This window comes from Nitratireductor sp. L15S-10 (assembly GCF_045011005.1).
GTDB lineage: Bacteria > Pseudomonadota > Alphaproteobacteria > Rhizobiales > Rhizobiaceae > Nitratireductor.
On the sequence record NZ_CP120674.1, the window covers coordinates 1,456,922 to 1,473,889 of the forward strand.

At 58.7% G+C, this 16,968-nt stretch carries 18 protein-coding genes; 7 read left to right on the plus strand and 11 right to left on the minus strand.

Annotated features, from left to right (window positions below; all coding sequences use genetic code 11):
- Positions 1-182 precede the first annotated feature (182 nt).
- A complete protein-coding gene (locus P2W41_RS07055; protein ID WP_404934682.1) occupies positions 183-1,391 on the minus strand; it encodes a mandelate racemase/muconate lactonizing enzyme family protein in 1,209 nt (402 codons plus the stop codon).
- Positions 1,388-2,476 carry a Zn-dependent alcohol dehydrogenase gene (locus tag P2W41_RS07060; protein WP_404934683.1) on the minus strand — a complete coding sequence of 363 codons (1,089 nt, stop codon included), beginning with the start codon at positions 2,474-2,476 and terminating at the stop codon, positions 1,388-1,390. Before P2W41_RS07060 ends, P2W41_RS07055 begins: the two co-directional genes overlap by 4 nt.
- A gap of 183 nt (positions 2,477-2,659) precedes the next feature.
- On the opposite strand from P2W41_RS07060, the gene P2W41_RS07065 reads away from it, so the two are divergent.
- Positions 2,660-3,049: an acyl-CoA thioesterase gene (locus P2W41_RS07065; RefSeq protein WP_292900244.1), complete on the plus strand. Its 390-nt coding sequence runs from the start codon at positions 2,660-2,662 to the stop codon at positions 3,047-3,049.
- A gap of 3 nt (positions 3,050-3,052) precedes the next feature.
- On the opposite strand, the gene P2W41_RS07070 is transcribed toward P2W41_RS07065, so the two are convergent.
- The 6 genes from P2W41_RS07070 to P2W41_RS07095 form a co-directional block, all read right to left on the minus strand.
- Positions 3,053-4,351, minus strand: a complete 1,299-nt coding sequence (locus tag P2W41_RS07070; RefSeq protein WP_292896691.1) for a hemolysin family protein — start codon at positions 4,349-4,351, stop codon at positions 3,053-3,055.
- Between the two features lie 60 nt (positions 4,352-4,411).
- Positions 4,412-5,323, minus strand: a complete 912-nt coding sequence (locus P2W41_RS07075) for an extensin family protein (RefSeq protein ID WP_404934684.1) — start codon at positions 5,321-5,323, stop codon at positions 4,412-4,414.
- 98 nt (positions 5,324-5,421) lie between these two features.
- On the minus strand, positions 5,422-6,057 hold the full coding sequence (locus P2W41_RS07080; protein WP_292896687.1) for an extensin family protein: 636 nt from the start codon (positions 6,055-6,057) through the stop codon (positions 5,422-5,424).
- A 225-nt stretch (positions 6,058-6,282) separates the two neighbouring features.
- Positions 6,283-6,711, minus strand: coding sequence for a DUF3775 domain-containing protein (locus tag P2W41_RS07085; RefSeq protein WP_292896685.1), 429 nt, complete (start codon positions 6,709-6,711; stop codon positions 6,283-6,285).
- A gap of 76 nt (positions 6,712-6,787) precedes the next feature.
- Entirely contained in the window at positions 6,788-7,678 is an 891-nt protein-coding gene (locus P2W41_RS07090; RefSeq protein WP_292896684.1) for a DMT family transporter, read from the minus strand.
- Positions 7,679-7,779: 101 nt separating this feature from the next.
- Positions 7,780-8,913 carry a PQQ-dependent sugar dehydrogenase gene (locus P2W41_RS07095; RefSeq protein ID WP_404934686.1) on the minus strand — a complete coding sequence of 378 codons (1,134 nt, stop codon included), beginning with the start codon at positions 8,911-8,913 and terminating at the stop codon, positions 7,780-7,782.
- A gap of 274 nt (positions 8,914-9,187) precedes the next feature.
- Here P2W41_RS07095 and greA point away from each other — a divergent pair, with 274 nt between their 5' ends.
- From greA to P2W41_RS07115, 4 genes are read left to right on the plus strand one after another with little or no spacing between them, the layout of a single operon-like run.
- Complete coding sequence (gene greA / locus P2W41_RS07100) at positions 9,188-9,661, plus strand: transcription elongation factor GreA (protein WP_229448749.1); 474 nt, start codon at positions 9,188-9,190, stop codon at positions 9,659-9,661.
- Positions 9,662-9,666: 5 nt separating this feature from the next.
- The gene (locus P2W41_RS07105) at positions 9,667-10,755 is read left to right on the plus strand and encodes a glycosyltransferase family 4 protein (protein ID WP_404934687.1); all 1,089 of its coding nucleotides are present in this window, start codon (positions 9,667-9,669) and stop codon (positions 10,753-10,755) included.
- Positions 10,752-11,513, plus strand: a complete 762-nt coding sequence (locus P2W41_RS07110) for a glycosyltransferase family 25 protein (RefSeq protein ID WP_292896678.1) — start codon at positions 10,752-10,754, stop codon at positions 11,511-11,513. The genes P2W41_RS07105 and P2W41_RS07110 overlap by 4 nt, the downstream gene beginning before the upstream one ends.
- The gene (locus P2W41_RS07115; RefSeq protein ID WP_404934688.1) at positions 11,510-12,313 is read left to right on the plus strand and encodes a glycosyltransferase family 25 protein; all 804 of its coding nucleotides are present in this window, start codon (positions 11,510-11,512) and stop codon (positions 12,311-12,313) included. The genes P2W41_RS07110 and P2W41_RS07115 overlap by 4 nt, the downstream gene beginning before the upstream one ends.
- A gap of 27 nt (positions 12,314-12,340) precedes the next feature.
- Here the strand turns inward: P2W41_RS07115 and P2W41_RS07120 are convergent, their stop codons facing one another.
- From P2W41_RS07120 to P2W41_RS07130, 3 genes are read right to left on the minus strand one after another with little or no spacing between them, the layout of a single operon-like run.
- Positions 12,341-13,123 (minus strand): hypothetical protein, encoded by a 783-nt coding sequence (locus P2W41_RS07120; RefSeq protein WP_404934689.1) that lies wholly within the window; start codon positions 13,121-13,123, stop codon positions 12,341-12,343.
- Complete coding sequence (locus tag P2W41_RS07125) at positions 13,120-13,956, minus strand: polysaccharide pyruvyl transferase family protein (protein WP_404934690.1); 837 nt, start codon at positions 13,954-13,956, stop codon at positions 13,120-13,122. The genes P2W41_RS07120 and P2W41_RS07125 overlap by 4 nt, the downstream gene beginning before the upstream one ends.
- Positions 13,957-14,012: 56 nt before the next feature.
- The gene (locus P2W41_RS07130; protein WP_229448756.1) at positions 14,013-14,486 is read right to left on the minus strand and encodes an Lrp/AsnC family transcriptional regulator; all 474 of its coding nucleotides are present in this window, start codon (positions 14,484-14,486) and stop codon (positions 14,013-14,015) included.
- Positions 14,487-14,874: 388 nt separating this feature from the next.
- On the opposite strand from P2W41_RS07130, the gene trxB reads away from it, so the two are divergent.
- Both trxB and P2W41_RS07140 read left to right on the plus strand, forming a co-directional pair.
- A complete protein-coding gene (gene trxB, locus P2W41_RS07135) occupies positions 14,875-15,849 on the plus strand; it encodes a thioredoxin-disulfide reductase (protein WP_292896668.1) in 975 nt (324 codons plus the stop codon).
- Between the two features lie 76 nt (positions 15,850-15,925).
- Positions 15,926-16,816 (plus strand): LysR family transcriptional regulator, encoded by an 891-nt coding sequence (locus P2W41_RS07140; protein WP_292896666.1) that lies wholly within the window; start codon positions 15,926-15,928, stop codon positions 16,814-16,816.
- Positions 16,817-16,968: the final 152 nt, after the last annotated feature.

The window sequence follows — 16,968 nt, forward strand, 5'->3', positions numbered from 1 at the left end:
TCAGGTCGCTCTTGCGATGAGTCTGTTTGTCGCGGCAAGTGTCTGAAGAGGAACCGAATTCTTCAGTTCCTTGTGGTGGGTCAACGCTTGTCCCAACGCTGAAATTCACTGCTCCTTTGCCCACATGCCCGCAAGTCCGCAACGCGGTCAGGGCCGCAATCTTTCCAAACGAATTGCCTGCGCTAAAGCGGTGTCTGTTGCATTTGCAGGTGCAACTCGGACCCGTCGTAGGGGCTGGCCTGTGCGATGGCTTCATCAAGTTCGACACCAAGGCCGGGCTCGCTCGACGGAATGACAAAACCATCCTCCCAGAGGATTTTCTTTTTCAGCAATTGCGCGTGAAAACCATCGAAGGTGCGGATTGCTTCCAGAAGCAGGAAATTGGGAAGGGTGGTGGCAAGTTGAATGTTGGCGGCGGCGACGATCGGGCCGCAATAGCAATGCGGTGCGACCTGGACGTGATGCGCCTCCGCCATCGCGGCGATTTTCTTCGTTTCAAGCAGGCCGCCTGACCGGCCAAGATTGGGCTGAAAGATGCCAGCGGCGCCGAGGCTGAGAAGCTGTGCAAACTCATACTTTGTTGTCAGGCGTTCGCCAGTGGCGATGGGGATACTGGTGCCACGAGCTACCTGAGCCATGGCTTCCGGAGTGTCTGGAGGCACAGGCTCTTCGAACCAGAGCGGATCGTAGGGTTCCAGCGCATGGGCCATCCGAATTGCGCCGGAGGGTGTGAACTGACCATGTGTGCCAAAAAGTATGTCGGCGCGCCCACCGATAGCCTCGCGCACGGCAGCAACCATGCGTGTCGACAGGTCGATGTCGCTCTGCCGCGGCTGACGACCGCCGAAGGCGGTGTATGGGCCTGCCGGATCGAACTTGATCGCGTCAAAACCCTGTGCAAGGCAGGCCAATGCGGCTTCAGCCGCAAGGTCAGGATCGTTATAGACGTTGTGTTCGCTATCCGTTTCGTCCGGAACGGCGCTGCCGGTGTCGGGGTAGAGATAGGTATAGCTGCGAAGCCGCTCATGCACCTTTCCGCCGAGCAGCTTGTAGACCGGTTTGCCAGCCTCTTTGCCGATGATGTCCCAGCACGCCATTTCGAGAGCGGAGACGCAGCCCATCAGTGTTGGATCGGGTCGCTGGCTGAAGCCGGAGGAATAGGTGCGACGAAAGAAAGTTTCGATGTCATGAGGATCGTGGCCGACCAGATATCGCTCGGCCACTTCTTCGATCATGTGCGCGGTGAGATGTGGACCGAAGGCGGCGGAATACGCTTCGCCATAGCCGACCACGCCGCCATCAGTGACAAGCTTTACAAAAATGAAGTAGCGTCCGCCGACATGCGGGGGCGGGTTCGCGGTGACGAAGGTTTTGGCTTCGGCGATCTTCATTCAAAGGTCACCACGTTGCGCAGGGCCTGTCCGTTTTTCACAGCAGAAATTGCTTCGTTGATGTCTTCCAGCCTGTAGCGGGTGGTGATGAGTTCATCGAGCTTCAGGCGACCCTTCTGATAGTGCTCCACAAGGATGGGGATGTCGTGGCGGAGCCGTGTTTCGCCCATCTTGGAACCGATGATCTTCTGGTTGAGAGCCGCAAGTTTCCCGGGGTCATAGGGGATGCGCACGCCATTGGCCGGCATGCCGACCACAATGACGGAGCCATTGCGGGTGATGTAACGCGGGGCGCTCTGTAGTGCTGCCTCGACGCCGACCGTGACAAATACGAAATCCACGCCACGCCCATCTGTCAGTGTTTTGATCGCTTTCGCGTGATCGGGCGAGGCCGGGCTGAACGCGTGGGTGGCGCCGAACTCTCGGGCCGCCGCCAGCTTGTCGTCGCTGAGGTCAAGTGCAATGACCGGGCTTGCGCCGGCGAGCGCGGCGCCCTGAATGGCGTTCAGCCCGACGCCACCACATCCGATGACAGCCACAGCATGGCCCGCTGACACGCGAGCCGTGTTGACGACCGCCCCAAAGCCGGTGATGACGCCGCAGGCAAGAAGCGATGCGACGTCGAACGGCATATCGCCTGGCACATGGGCGAGCTGGCTTTCATGAACGACCACTTTCTCTGCGAACGCGCCTGTGCGTAAACCCTGTTCGCAGGCGCTGCCGTTGGCAAGGGTGAGAGGTCCCTGCTGGTCGAGCGGGAAAATCTCCTCGCACATGACGAGGCTTTGACGCGCACAATAGTGGCAATGGCCACAGGAGCGGATGAGCGTAACGACGACATGATCGCCTGGCACAACGTCATTGACCCCAGGGCCCACCGCTGAAACGACGCCGGCCGCCTCATGACCATAGACCGCCGGAAGATCACCACCCCAGGCACCTTCGGCATACGAAATATCGGAGTGGCAAATGGCGCAGGCCTTCAGATCGACGAGAACTTCGCCTCGACGAGGTGGAGCGAGCTCAAGTGTTTCTATCGAGAGGGGTTTGCCAAACTCCCGGCAGACGGCGGCCTTGATCTGCATAGAAACCTCGCTGGAATGCCTGTAGCCCGGATTAAAGACGCAAGTCGGCTATGGGTGCAACGCAGATACGACATCAAACGGGAACCATGCGTCAATGGAAGAGGTGCCATGCGCGAGCGCTTGTTGACCGGTGACGGTCTCGACGATAGGCCGGATGTAAATCAAAAAGGGGAACTACAGACGATGATTGCACCGGAAACACCCACTGGAGACCTGACGTTACGCACGCAGGCGATGCCCGGTGACGCCAACGCCGCTGGCGATATTTTCGGCGGCTGGGTGATGGCGCAAATGGATCTAGCGAGCGGTATCCGTGCTGCTGAACGCGCGCACGGTCGCGTGGTCACCGCCGGTGTGAAGGAAATGGCCTTTGCCAAGCCGATGAAGGTGGGCGACACGCTGTGCATCTACACCCATATTGAAGGGGTGGGGCGAACATCGATCCGGCTCAAGGTCGAAGCGTGGGCGCAGCGATATCTTTCGCCGACCATGGAAATGGTCACCCATGCGGATTTCGTCATGGTGGCGCTCGATGCCAATGGCAAGCCCACACCGGTCCCGCCGGAAGATTGAGGCTCACGCCTGCGGTGATGCTTCGATCTTTGTGGCGAGCACGCGATCGATCCGGCGATTGTCCAGATCCATGATTTCAAAACGCCAGCCCATGGCATCGGTGCTTTCGCCGGTCTTCGGCAGATGCGTGAATTCGTTGAGCAGGAAGCCAGCGAGCGTGGTGTAGGTACGCTCTGCCGGGAGATTGAAGCCCAGATGGTCTGCCATTTCGTCAGCGGGCATGGAGCCGGGGAGCAGCCAGGAGCCGTCTGCGCGTTCGACGATATCCAGCTCACCTTCCTCGGCATCCGCACGAAAGATGCCCGCGATCGCCTCGAGAATATCGGACGGGGTGATTATGCCTTCGAAATGGCCATGTTCATCGTGCACCAGCGCCATCGGAATGGCTGCCTCTCGAAGAACGGAGAGTACGTTGAGCGCGTCGGCCATGTCGTGAACGATCGGAGCCGGGAGAACATGGGCCCGGATGTCCAGTGGTTCTCCCGATAGTTGAGCAGCCAGCAGATCGCGCAACTTGACGACGCCGGTGATCTCGTCGACGGACCCATCACCGGCCGGCAGGAGAGAGTGGCCGGAGCTTTTGACGTCTTCTGCCAGTGCCGCTTCGTCTGCGGAGAGATCCAGCCAGTCGATCTCGCCACGAGGGGTCATGATCGCGCGCGCCTTGCGGTCGGCGAGCCTCATGACACCGGCAATCATGCGCCGCTCATCGGATTCAATGGTGCCGCTGGTTTCTGCTTCGGCAATGAGCGTGCGGATTTCCTCATCTGTTACGCGCTGGCTCGATTCCGCGCTTTGGCCGAGCAATGCCAGGACCAGACGGCCCGACACATCAAGCAGCCACACGAGCGGAAGGGTGATGCGCGACAGGAGCCCCATGATCGGTGCAACCTTGACGGCGATGCCCTCTGCGTTCTTGAGCGCGATCTGCTTTGGAACGAGTTCGCCGACGATCAGCGACACATAGGTGATAAGGGCCACAACCAGGCCAACGCCGAGCGGGTTTGCCAGGCTTTCCGAGACACCCTGCAAGATGAGCCAGTCGGACAGGCGTGTTCCGAGCGTCGCACCGGAGAAGGCTCCGGAGAGCACACCGACCAGTGTAATGCCGATCTGGACCGTGGAAAGGAAACGTCCGGGATCAGCCGAGAGGGCGAGGGCCCGTGCGGCACCGCGCTGACCCTGATCCGCCCGGGATTTCAACCGGGCGGGTCTGGCCGAAACAACAGCCAGTTCCGACATGGCCATGAAACCATTGAAGATGATGAGGACGAAGAGAATGGCGATTTCAATAATGAGCATGGAAGCTGTTTAGCACTCCCGGATGAAGGGCGCGAGACTGCTTTGTGGGCAGGGAAAACGCTATTTGCAGGCGCGGTAGCCGTTGCGGCGGCCCTTTAGATCAAAATGGAAATGGTCTCGGTGATCGTAGTTGTACCCGGGGCCGAGAACGGTGGTGAAATAGTCGCACCCTTCGGCACGGACCGAGTTCAGCAGGCCGCGTTCGCGGAAGGCGAAGAAGCCCGGCTTGCGCACATCGATCTCGCGGCCGTTCTTCAGCTCGATGCTCATAACGTCGAGTGCATTGCCTTTGGAATGCTCCGAAGCGACACTGGTGCCGGCAATGCGCCGGCAGGAATAGCTTGAGCCCTGCCGGATTTTTCCGATGCCGGTGAGATAGCGTTTGCGCGCGGCCGGCGCGAGCTCGTTTTTCGTCCAGCGCGCGAATGTCTCTGCCATCTGACAATTGAGCGTGGCGGCGGGCGCCATTTCGATATTGCCCGACAGGCCACTGACCTTGACGGGCCAGTCGATGCGGCAGGCTCCTCCGTCGTTGATGGGCTCAAGGTCCTGATACTTGACGCCAAGACGTTTGAGCCGACGACGGCAGGCGATTTCTTCTGCTGGCATGACACGCGGCGAGCTTTCACTGCGCGGCAGGGTCATGCGTGGATAGGAAACCATCATCGGGTTTGACGGAACGAGCGCCTGCAACCCCCTGGCACTTTCGGGTGCGGGAGTGGAATCAGTGGGTGTCGCCACCTGCGGAACCGGCGCAGCGGGAGCGGGTGCTAGCTGTGCCACTGGCACGGCAGCAGTCTGGACGCCGATATCCACGGATGGGCGGGGTGACATCACATCGCTGACAGAGCATGCAGAAAGAGCCAACAGCGTGGCAGCCGCGGCGGCGCGCAGAAAAGGTGCACGTAATGGCGTTGCAACAGGGTTGCCAACACGAATACCGACCATGAACACGCCCCGTCGACCTTGCACGCTTCCAGAAGGGGAGTAGCCTAGCCAGACAAGGTAAAGGAAAGGTCAGCGGGGGCATTCAGACCTGTGACCTCATTATGGCGTGCCGAAAAAGGCAGCTATTTGCAGTAGAGATAGTCGTTGCGGCGCTTCTGAAGATCCAGATGAAAATGCGTCGCGTGATCGGCATTGGTGCCTGGACCGAGAACGGTCTTGAAAGGGCCGCAGGCAGCGGTGCGGAAGGCATCGAGAAACCTGGCGGTTCCGCTTCTCGGATTTGATTGCCGAGCTACGTTGAGTCTGGTGCCATCCGCCAGGTCGAAAGCGGCTATATCCAAGGCATTTCCAAAGGCGTGCTCAGAGAGTTTTTCCAACCCGGCACGTGTCCGGCAGACATAAGCAGATACATGTCGAACGGTGGCGACCGGCTGCTTGAGGTGACGCCTGGCGAGTGAAGGAACTTTGTCTGTGAAAAAACGCGCGAGTGTGAGAGCCGTCGCGCAATTGAGTGTTGCCTTTGGCTTCAATGCAATTTTCCGGGAGAGACGTTCGATAACGAGCGGGTGAGCGATCGAGCAACCGCGCGCCTCCGATATGGGGGTCTGCTCGGAATAAGAAACGCCCAGTTTAGCCAGGGCGCGGCGGCAGGCGATTTCTTTTGCGGGCAAACGGCCTGGCGTCTGGGGCGGCGGGCGTTTCTGTGGTTTGGTCTTCATGGGCGGACGCGGGGAGGGAATGGGAACGATGACCGACATCTCCGACCGCTGCAGTTCGCCGCGACTCTTTGGTATGGGGCCTGTGGCCGGCAGGGGGACCGAGGCGGCCCTTTCGGCTGCATGAGCGTTGTTCAGGGGGTCCGTGAAGAGCAGGGCGCAGAGCAGTATGGCCGGCAGCGCACTTCGAACAGCTAAAAGAGCGATCATGCTGGATGTTTGCCGCAACCCCGGCTGATCGGGAAATAACGGTGTGTTTCGAAGTGTTCACGATGCGCCGAGTGCATCCAGGCCATCGATCAGCCAGTCATAAAGCATCGGCATTCCGAGGAGATAAGTGGCCACGTTCCTGGCGCCATGCTGCCGCGCATCCGTGACGGCGGTTGACCATTCCTTCACATCGTAGTCGCCGCGCCCCACCCATGCCAGCGCTATCAATTCAGCAATCTCATCCACATTGAGATCAGCCACCAGTTCTCGAAATTCCTCTTCGGTGAGGTCTTCCTCCTCTTCCTCGATCAGTCCGTCATGCTGGTGCCGATCGCGGGCATCGCCATCGATCTCAATTTCGTGCTCGTGACCATCGTCATAGTCTGTATTGAGCGCGGCGCTGATTGCGCGCGCCTTGCCTGCCAGAAAGCGCACGGTTTCCGGGTCTATGGTCAGCGCCCATTCGCGCTCAACAGGCTTCTGCATGAGCTTCTCCTCCGGCACTCCGAAGGTATGATAACGCAGAACGTGCGGAAAGCACGACGGATTGTTTCGCTCCTGTTCAGGCCACGCTGCGTTGCCGGTTGCGCAGAGCCGGAACGATTTCGACTGCCAGAATGGCTGCAAAGATCAGGCCGCAACCGGCGAGACCGAGCGCCGGTAACCGCTCACCGAGAAAGATCGCCCCGAAAAGTGCGGCGAAGACTGCTTCCGTGGACAGGAAAATCGCGGCTTGCGGGGCTGTTGTATAGCGCTGGCCGATAACCTGGAGCGTGAAGGCTATGCCGCCGGAAAAAATGCCAGCGTAGAGGATTTCAGGCATGGCAATGAGAATCGCGGATAACTCGATCGTCTCGATAAGGCCGGCGGCAGCAAGGGCGATGACGGCTGTTATGCCGAACTGGGTGACGGACAGCGTGATGGGGCGGCCGGTATGACTTGCGCTTCTGCCAATCATGATCACCTGGAGGGCCCAGAAGAGTGCGCAAAGGATGGTCAGCCAGTCGCCGGTGGTGAGTGCCACGCTGCCTGCGCCTGACAGCAACCAGATCCCCGCAAGCGCGGAAAGGGCGGCCGGCCAGACCACGAGGTGTGGCCACTGGCGGAACAGAAGAACCGCCAGAAACGGCACCATGACAACGTAGAGGCCGGTGAGGAAACCGGAATTGGTAACGCTGGTGGTCAGGAGGCCAACCTGCTGCGCGGCCATGCCAGCGAAGAGGAGCAGACCGATCAGCAGGAAATTTCGCTTGTCGTTGAAGGTGAGGGATCTTGTGCTGCGCCGGGCTTCCCACATGGCAAAAGGCAGCATGGAAAGACAGGCAATGGCGAAGCGCAGACCGATGAACAGGAACGGGCCGATGGCATCCATTGCGGTCGACTGGGCGACGAAGCCCATGCCCCACATTGCGCCTGCAAGAAGCAATAGAAGATTGGCCTGAACCCGTGTCATACGCCCACCCGGACTGAGGAAATTGCGCATGTCTTACGGAGCTGGCGCTGGCCGCACAAGGGCCGTAGCGCTTGACTCCTGTGGGCCAGTTTCGGGGTGCATTACTCCGAACGGAATATACGGATGATCTCGCCCCGGCGCTTGTCCGTCAAAAGCCAGAGCGAGCCGTCAGGTGCAACATTCACATCCCGTATCCGTCCGAAAGCTCCCTTGAAAAGACGCTCTTCACCGAGAATGTTGCCGTTCTCATCCCGATCGAGGCGGGCGACGAGGTGGTATTTGAGCGCCGCAACAAAGAAATCCCCCTGCCATTCGGGAAACATTTCGCCCTGATAAACTGCGGTGCCGGAAGGCGCGATGGACGGGTCCCAGTAGTATTCAGGTTGTTCGTAGCCCGGCGCTTCGCTGCCGACGCCGATTTTCGTGCCACTGTAGTTGACGCCATAAGAGATGACCGGCCAGCCATAGTTCTTTCCGGCCTCGGGGCGATTGACCTCATCACCACCGCGGGCGCCGTGCTCGACCGTCCAGATCGCGCGGGTCACAGGGTCGAAGACGGCACCCTGCGGATTGCGATGCCCCATGGACCAGATTTCAGGCGCGGTGTCTGCGCTGCCGGCGAAGGGATTGTCTTCAGGGACAGAGCCGTCGGGGTTGATCCTGAGTACCGAACCGGCGTGGTCGGCGGGATCCTGTGCCCGGTCGCCTTGTCCGCGGTCGCCAATGGTGAAAAACAGCGTGCCGTCGGGATGGAGCACGACGCGCGAGCCGAAATGTTGACCTGCCGTGGTTTTGCGATTCATGGAAAAAATTGTCGTGACGTCCTCAAGACGGGCATCCGCGCCATTTCTTACAAGCCGTGCGCGGGCAATGGCCGTGCCGGCTCCGTCTTCGCCAGGTTCTGAAAAAGAGAGAAAAATCGTTCCTGTTTCGGCGAAATCCGGCGAAACGGCGACATCCAGCAACCCGCCCTGACCGACAATGGCGACCTCGGGCACACCGGCGATGGGGGCTGAGAGGGAGCCCGCGGAGAAGAGCCGCAACTGGCCCGGGCGTTCCGTGACGAGCGCGCTTCCATCGGGCAGAAAATCAAGACCCCAGGGATTGGAAAGGCCACGTGCGAGAGTTTCAGCCTCGACCGTCACCGCCTGGGTGGTAAAGGTCTTGGCGGCGGCGACACCTGGCCAGGCAAGAAGACCGGCGGCCAGGGCGGTTCGAAGGATCTGGTCTTGCATCAGCGGGTCTCCCATTGTCGCATTCATCTTGAGATAGGTTATGAACGCTGTCGAACAAGGCGAAACAACGGGGCGCAATTGAGGGGGAGACGGAACACGCAAAAATTTGCGTGAAAATCGTCACCGGCTTGTTATATTGGGAGAAGTCATACGAAACGGTTCCGTAGGCAGACGCTTTCGGACCGTTTCTTTTTATGTCTGCACCGGCGGCAGGACGACGCTTCGCGTAAGGCGTGTGGGGTCTTCCTGCCTTCATGTCTGGAAGGTGAATGAAATGAACAAGGTCCCTATGACGCTTGCCGGAGCCGCGGCGTTGAAGGAAGAGCTGCGTTGGCGCCAGCAGGAAGAGCGGCCACGTATCATTGAGGCGATCGCGGAGGCGCGCGCCCATGGCGACCTTTCGGAGAATGCGGAGTATCACGCTGCCAAGGAGGCGCAGAGCCTCAACGAAGGCCGCATCGGCGAACTGGAAGATCTGATCGCGCGCGCCGAGGTCATCGACGTGACAAAGCTCTCCGGCGATACGATTAAATTCGGCGCCACGGTGATGCTGGTCGATGAAGACACCGAAGAGGAGAAGACCTATCAGATCGTCGGCGACCAGGAAGCCGATGTGAAGGCGGGCCGTATTTCCATTTCCTCGCCCATCGCGCGGGCGCTGATCGGCAAGGCTGTGGGGGACTCCATCGAGGTGAATGCTCCCGGCGGCGCGCGCGGCTATGAGGTGGTGGAAATCCGCTACGGCTGACCATCATGTCCGGCAAAACGCCCGAAAGCGGCCTCCGGCTCCGCGTCCGTGATGTGGATGTGGTGGCTCCCAATTTCAAAAAGCGGCTTTCGGGCGTGACCAGCACCATCGTGCAGCTTGTTCCAGAACAGTCGAAGACACTCGCCATAGCGACATTGGGACCGGGACTGCCCGACACACTGCCCAAACTGCGCTGGTGGCAGGTGCCGGGGCTTCTGCGCAGGCCGGCTAACCGGCCTTTTCGCATATGGCATGCGCGGCGCAACACAGAGATGCTGGCTGGCGTGATTTTGCGGGATGTCTTTCGCGCGCCGCTGAAGCTCGTTTTCACCTCCGCTTCGCAACGCGAGCACACGCGCTGGACCCGGTTTCTGATCTGTCGCATGGACCGGGTGGTGGCCACCAGCCGGAAATCTGCGGGTTACCTCAAGGTCGAAAGCCGTGTGGTCATGCACGGGATCGACACGCACCGTTTTTCACCACCCTCGAGCCCCGAGACGGGAGCGATCGCGGTGGGCATGGCGGGCGACCAGCGCTATGTCGGATGTTTTGGCCGGGTACGGCGCCAGAAGGGGACCGACCTCTTCGTGGATGCGATGATCGCGCTTCTGCCGGACCGTCCCGGCTGGTCGGCCATCATCGCCGGCCAGGCGACCGGGCCGCATGTAGACTTTGAGAGAGAATTGAAGGAGCGCGTGCGGGTAGCCGGGCTCGCAGACCGAGTGCATTTCGTTGGCACCCGCCCACAAATTCCGGCCTGGTATCAGGCGCTTTCGCTGTTCATCGCACCGCAGCGCTGGGAAGGTTTTGGGCTCACTCCACTTGAAGCGATGGCGTCAGGAGTCCCGGTTGTCGCCACGGATGTGGGGGCGTTTTCGGAGCAGCTGGAGGACAGCGAAGCGGGCACCCTGGTGCCTGTCGACGATCTGGATGCGATGATTGCTGCTGCAGCACGCTACATGGATGACGAAAAGCTGCGCGGCATCGCTGCAAATGCTGCACTTCAGCATGCGCGCTCGCGTTTTCCACTGGAAGGCGAAGCGAATGCTCTCAATGCGCTTTACGAAGAACTCTGGCATGAGGCCACCACGTGAAGATCGAAGGTTTCATCGTCCATCTTGAGCGCGCGACAGCGCGTCGCCCACAAGTGGAGCACCTGATGGCGAGCCTGCCCGTTGAAAGCCATGTGGTGGACGCCGTCGATGGTCAGGAACTCGGCGACGAGGAGATCGGGCGGCACTACGTGAAGGGGTTGCATCATCCGGATTATCCTTTTGTGCTGAAACAATCCGAGATTGCCTGTTTTCTTTCTCACCGGAAGGTGTGGCGCATGATCGTGGAGCGCGGGCTCGATGCGGGGCTGATCGTCGAGGACGACGTGGCTCTCCAGATGCCGTTTTTCGGGCGGTGCCTCGAGCTTGCCAGGCGGGGCTGTACGGGCAAGGCATATGTGCAGTTTCGCATAAGCCCGGTTCGGGGCAAGGTGCAGGAAGTGGCGCGGGAGGGAGAGATCCGTCTCGTTGCGCCTGAAGTCTCGCAGCTTGGCACTGTTGCGCAGCTTGTGACACGCGAAGCTGCAGAGCATCTTCTCGCTCTGAGCGACCATTTCGATCGACCGGTCGACACGTTTCTGCAATTGCGCTGGGTGACAGGGATTGCACCTTTGTGTGTGGTGCCTTCGGGCATCAGCGACCAGTCAGCCGAGATCGGGGGCAGCACGGTCAGCGCATCGGGGAAGGTGAAGCGCAGCATCAGCGAGCGAATTCGCAGAGAATGGAAGCGTTTCGCATATCGGAGCAAAGTGCGAAAATATTCTCGCGGCTGGCAGGCAACCGGGGTGAAACGGCAGTGAAGACGCTTGTCATCAATCTGGAACGTGAAACGGCCCGCCTCGGGCATATGCGCAAGGTCTTTGGCGAGCAGGGGCTGGATTTCACGGTGGTCAAGGCGGTGGATGCAAAACTCCTTTCACAGGAGGAGCTGAAGGTCGGGCGAACCGGAACACCCCGCTTCTACGAACTGGGGGCAGGCGAGATTGCCTGCTTTCTCTCACATCGGAAATGCTGGGAGATCGCGGCTCAGAGTGAAGATGCCTACACGATCATCTGTGAGGACGATATTTTTCTCGGGGAGAATGCGTCAGCCATTTTCGGCGATGAGAGCTGGATACCCGCCGACGCAGGTGTCGTGAGGCTGGAGGCATGCCGGCCGAAGACGCTGATTGGAAAGGCGGCAGTCTCTACGGTTGCTGGTCGAAAGGTGCATCCTCTGCGCGTGGCACATGCGGGATCGGGTGCATATGTCGTTTTCCGAGACACCGCTGCAAGGCTGCTTCGTGAAACCAATGTGTTTTGCGATCCGCTCGATCAATTTCTTTACAGCTCCAGCGAGCCGACAATGGGTGATCTGGAAAAGTATCAGATGGTGCCTGCGCCCGCGATTCAGGAAGTCTTTCTTCGGAAAGACAAATCTCTCGGCAGTTCATTGTTGGAGGAACGCTACTCGGTTCAATCCGCGGGAAAACCCCGAAGCGTGGGGAGAAAAATCCTGCGGGAGATCGGGCGTCCCAGAAAAAAGATCGCGCGCTTTTTTTCCAACGCCTGGATTTACATGACCACCGAAAATATGTGGGTTCGCGTAAACTTCAAATAGAGATATGCGTCGCGCGGCGAACCATTCCTAGATGCCGAAACGATGCATGAGCTTTGCGAGAGGCGAGCCCTTGGGTGGTCGGGTGTCTTTCAACCCGGCACTTCTGAGAACCTCATTCCAGAGGTGAATGGTTCTAGTCCGTTCCGTACAGAATTCATCGAGGCTTCTTTCGCTATCGTAGAGCAAAGGAGCATCCTTGAAGTGTATGGGGTAAAAGACCTCTTCCGGCTCTGCCAGATCAAAAACCTCGTGCTTTCGCGCGAGATAGGTGATTGCCTTTGGGCCGAAGGTTCCCCAAGGCAGAGTTGCGGGTTCGATCTTTTTGCCAAGGAGCCATGACTTCAAGCGAAGGCGATTGGCATCGCGACCACGCGTCCATGGCGGGATGATGTCCCGCTTGAAGAAGGACAAGACCTCTTCAATAACTGGATGATCCGGTCTTGCGTATAGCAGAGCGCCATTTATGTACGTGGCGCTTTCTCGGCCGAAAACGATGTCTTTCTCAAAATTTACAGGCTTGAGGCAGATCATGTCCAAATCTGCCCAGGCACCACGTTCCTTTTTTTGAAGAAGGAAACGGAAGTAATCGGATGCGAGGGCGTAGGAACCGGTTTTTCTGTGGCGAAGCCGCTCTACTTCCGTACGGGGAAGTATTTCCTCAGCATCAATATTTTCTACACCAGGGGGTATATTTTTTATCTCATCAAATGAATAAAGAGCAACGTCGTGACCAGTATCAACAAAACTTTTCGCGGAAAGGATCTCGATAGTTCCAAGATTTCCGCCGATCCATAGTGTGTTGATTCTCATGTCAGTATTTTTTTCAATCTAGATTTCAATCCTTCAGAAATCTGAGTCTTGAATTCTCCGCTAACCTTATTTTTCGTGAATATTTTCTTCTGTCTTATGCCAAATAATTCTCGAAATCCGTTTTCCAGCGCCTCGGTCGCAGGGGCACCGAACTCATTAATAATATTGGTTCGCCCATCCGGCTGTTTGGGCATGTAGAGTGTGGGGATGCCCATTGCCATGCAAGGCATTGCCGCATGTATCCGCGAGGTGACAACCAGAGTGGCCTTATCCCTGTACATGGCAAGCAGGTCTTTGGCGAACGCCCTTTGAACAGGTGACGAGACCGGAGCAACCTCATGCTGGATGGAAAGCTTTCTTTTCCAACGCTTAACCCGGTGAGCCGCTTTGGGGGCATCCACGAGAACTACGAGCTCTTCGTCGGGCTCCTTTGTGCGTGTCGGGAAAGTGAGGGTCGTGCAATAAGACAGATACGCCTCCACCCCCCAGCTCTTTACCATATCCAGAGTGCTCTGATCGCGGCATCCGATCGGAGCGTGTTTCTTGAAGTAGTCTAAGTGCTTTCGATAGTGCTCGGCAGCTTCAGGGGTGATGTGGAAGCCATGAAATATGGGGACGATCTTTTCGTTCGGTGGCCATGCTTGGGGGCAATGACTGAACCAGCCATTCATGACGAGGATACATTCGTCACCCTGATACGTGTTTAGAGAATCACGGTCCAGGTAGAAATCGACCTGGGGTAGATGCTGCTCGACCGCCAAGGTTTGAATCCAATCGCCGATATTGGCAAGGATGCCCGTCGGATACTGAAATGAAAGGGCGGCAATCTTCATTGGAGTGTCCCAGCGACTCTTCTGGATTTATCGAGAATGCATGACGCACCAGCGCCCTAGTCGATCGCCACGAGGCCTTCGTCCTTTACCTGGCGAATGGTGAGTGCGGTGCGGACCGTGTCTACATTGGGCGCGGATGTCAGCTCTTCGATCACGAAGGTCTGGAAGGTGGTGAGATCGGTCGCCACGCAATGCAGCATGAAATCGGAATCGCCAGAGACCATCCATGCGCGGCGCACGATTGGCCATTTGAGCGTTCGCTGAGCGAAAGTCTTCAGCTCGGTCTCAGATTGATAGTGAAGGCCGATCAGGCAGAAGGCGACCACATCATAGCCAAGTGCCGGGGAATTGAGCAGGGCGCGGTAGCCCTTGATGATGCCGCCTTCCTCCAGCCGCTTTACGCGCCGGAGGCAGGGCGGAGCGGAGATGCCAACACGGCGCGAAAGCTCGACATTGGTCATTTTGCCGTCGGCCTGAAGCTCACGCAGAATTTTCCAGTCGATTGCGTCAAGATCAGCCTGTAGCGGCATAGTGTTTCCCATTTCTGCTCTAAACGCGCGAGAATCTTTCACGCGCGCAGACCGAAATTAGGGCAAGCGCCCTGCCAAGCCAAGCAATGCCTTCACCGGCAGGGTGGACTATCCACCGTGTTTGAAACCGTGGCAAACGAACAAATGCGCAGGAGCGGCATTCGGTAGCTGTTGGAAACCTGTTCCTCGCCTTGCACTTTGCGGTGGTGAATACTTAGATCATGTCACCGAATTGTTTTGGATGGTGGCCTAGGGATGACGCCCGCAGGTCTGCTGTCCGGTTTCGCGTTTTCTGCCCGCTGGCGGGGCCGACGCGCTCACAAGTCAAGAATGCCCGATGGGAGCGGAACATGCCCGCGGGTGCTTTTAGGAAGAAAGGATTTCATCCATGTCACGTCGTCACGCGCCCGTCCTTATCATCGGCTCGGGTCCGGCCGGATACACGGCGGCGATCTATGCGGCGCGCGCCATGCTGAAGCCTCTTCTTGTGGCCGGGCTGGAGCAGGGTGGCCAGCTCATGATCACCACCGAGGTGGAAAATTATCCCGGTTTTGCCGATCCGATCCAGGGGCCGTGGCTCATGGAACAGATGCGCGGCCAGGCTGAAAACGTCGGAGCGGAAATCGCCAATGACCTCATTGTCGATGTGGATCTGTCGTCGCGCCCCTTTGTGCTCAGGGGCGATTCCGGCACCGAATATAGCTGCGATGCGCTGATCATCGCCACCGGTGCAAAGGCAAAGTGGCTTGGCCTGCCGTCCGAACAGACCTTTATGGGATTTGGTGTTTCGGCCTGTGCGACCTGTGACGGCTTCTTCTACCGTGGCAAGGATGTTGCCGTTGTGGGCGGCGGTAACACCGCTGTCGAGGAGGCGCTTTACCTTTCTAACCTCGCAAAGTCGGTGACGCTCATCCATCGCCGCGACGAATTGCGCTCGGAGCGTATCCTTCAGGAGCGTCTGATGGCCAAGGAGAACGTGACGATCATGTGGGATACGGTGGTCGAGGAGATCACCGGGACGCCCGCAAAACCGCCCATGCCTGCATCCGCTTCGGGCGTGCGTGTGAAAAACGTGCACACGGGGGCTGTGTCCGATCTGGCGGTGGATGGCATCTTCGTCGCGATCGGCCATGCCCCCGCGGTCGAGTTATTTGAAGGCAAGCTCAAGCAGAAGCCCAATGGCTATCTGTGGACGCAGCCTGGAACCACGCAGACGGATGTTCCGGGGGTGTTTGCCGCAGGTGATGTGGCCGACGACATTTATCGCCAGGCCGTGACGGCAGCGGGGCTTGGCTGCATGGCGGCACTGGAAGCAGAGAAGTATCTGGCAGCCATGGAATCGAAGAAAGAAGCTGCCGAATAACCGGGAACGACGCAGCGACGGGAACGGGCGGTAACGCCCATGACGGTACAGGCGCCTGACAGAGGAGAACGAGGCGTTGGACTGGGACAAGCTCAGGGTTTTTCACGCCGCCGCAGAGGCTGGCTCGTTTACGCACGCCGCTGAAACGCTGCATCTTTCGCAGTCGGCCATTTCACGCCAGGTGAGTGCGCTTGAACTGGAAGTGGGGGTGCCGCTTTTCCATCGGCACGCGCGCGGGCTGGTTCTTACCGAACAGGGCGAGATGCTTTATCGCACCGCTCATGACGTGCTGATGCAGCTTGAAAGCGTGCGCGTGCGCCTGACCGAGGCGAAGGATCGCCCGTCCGGTCTGTTGAAGGTTTCCACCACGGTGGGGCTCGGCACGGGCTGGCTGACGGAACGGTTGCCGGAGTTCATCGAGCTCTACCCGGACATCGAATTGCAACTCATTCTCGACAATGAGGAGCTCGACCTGACCATGCGGCAGGCGGATTGCGCGATTCGGATGCGCCAGCCGCAGCAGCCGGATCTGATCCAGCGCAAGCTGTTCACGGTGCATTTCCATCTCTTTGCCTCGCCCTCCTATGTGAACAAGCACGGAAAGCCGGCCTCGATCGCCGATCTCGACAAGCATCGGATCGTGACTTTCGGCGAGGCGGTGCCGCCGCATCTCAGCGATATGAACTGGCTCGAAACCGCCGGGCGTCCGGAGGGGCAGAAGCGCCAGACGGCTCTGCAGATCAACAACATCCTGTCGATCAAACTGGCTGTGCAGCGCGGGGCCGGGATTGCCATGCTGCCCGATTACGTGGTCGGCAAGAGCAACGATCTGGTGCAGCTTCTGCCGGAAACCGCCGTGCCGTCGTTCGACACATATTTCTGCTACCCGAACGTGATGAAAAATCAGGCAAAGCTTCACGCTTTCCGGGACTTCCTCATTTCAAAATCAAGGCATTGGGCATTTTGACGCAGTATTTCCCAAGAAATACGGGGCGTTATGCAAAATTGCATGGGTGAATTGCAAAAACATGTGGTTGTTATTTAGGCGCTCATTGCCCATATGAGAAGCACTCCCGGGGGCGTTCTCCTCCCATTTGCCCCCGCGAGTGTTCCCCTCTG

Coding starts and splice junctions, on each gene's coding strand:
- P2W41_RS07055 (WP_404934682.1), bottom strand. CDS start 1,391: ATGAAGATCGCCGAAGCCAAAACCTTCGTCACCGCGAACCCGCCCCCG.
- P2W41_RS07060 (WP_404934683.1), bottom strand. CDS start 2,476: ATGCAGATCAAGGCCGCCGTCTGCCGGGAGTTTGGCAAACCCCTCTCG.
- P2W41_RS07065 (WP_292900244.1), top strand. CDS start 2,660: ATGATTGCACCGGAAACACCCACTGGAGACCTGACGTTACGCACGCAG.
- P2W41_RS07070 (WP_292896691.1), bottom strand. CDS start 4,351: ATGCTCATTATTGAAATCGCCATTCTCTTCGTCCTCATCATCTTCAAT.
- P2W41_RS07080 (WP_292896687.1), bottom strand. CDS start 6,057: ATGTCGGTCATCGTTCCCATTCCCTCCCCGCGTCCGCCCATGAAGACC.
- P2W41_RS07085 (WP_292896685.1), bottom strand. CDS start 6,711: ATGCAGAAGCCTGTTGAGCGCGAATGGGCGCTGACCATAGACCCGGAA.
- P2W41_RS07090 (WP_292896684.1), bottom strand. CDS start 7,678: ATGACACGGGTTCAGGCCAATCTTCTATTGCTTCTTGCAGGCGCAATG.
- P2W41_RS07095 (WP_404934686.1), bottom strand. CDS start 8,913: ATGCAAGACCAGATCCTTCGAACCGCCCTGGCCGCCGGTCTTCTTGCC.
- greA (WP_229448749.1), top strand. CDS start 9,188: ATGAACAAGGTCCCTATGACGCTTGCCGGAGCCGCGGCGTTGAAGGAA.
- P2W41_RS07105 (WP_404934687.1), top strand. CDS start 9,667: ATGTCCGGCAAAACGCCCGAAAGCGGCCTCCGGCTCCGCGTCCGTGAT.
- P2W41_RS07120 (WP_404934689.1), bottom strand. CDS start 13,123: ATGAGAATCAACACACTATGGATCGGCGGAAATCTTGGAACTATCGAG.
- P2W41_RS07125 (WP_404934690.1), bottom strand. CDS start 13,956: ATGAAGATTGCCGCCCTTTCATTTCAGTATCCGACGGGCATCCTTGCC.
- P2W41_RS07130 (WP_229448756.1), bottom strand. CDS start 14,486: ATGCCGCTACAGGCTGATCTTGACGCAATCGACTGGAAAATTCTGCGT.
- trxB (WP_292896668.1), top strand. CDS start 14,875: ATGTCACGTCGTCACGCGCCCGTCCTTATCATCGGCTCGGGTCCGGCC.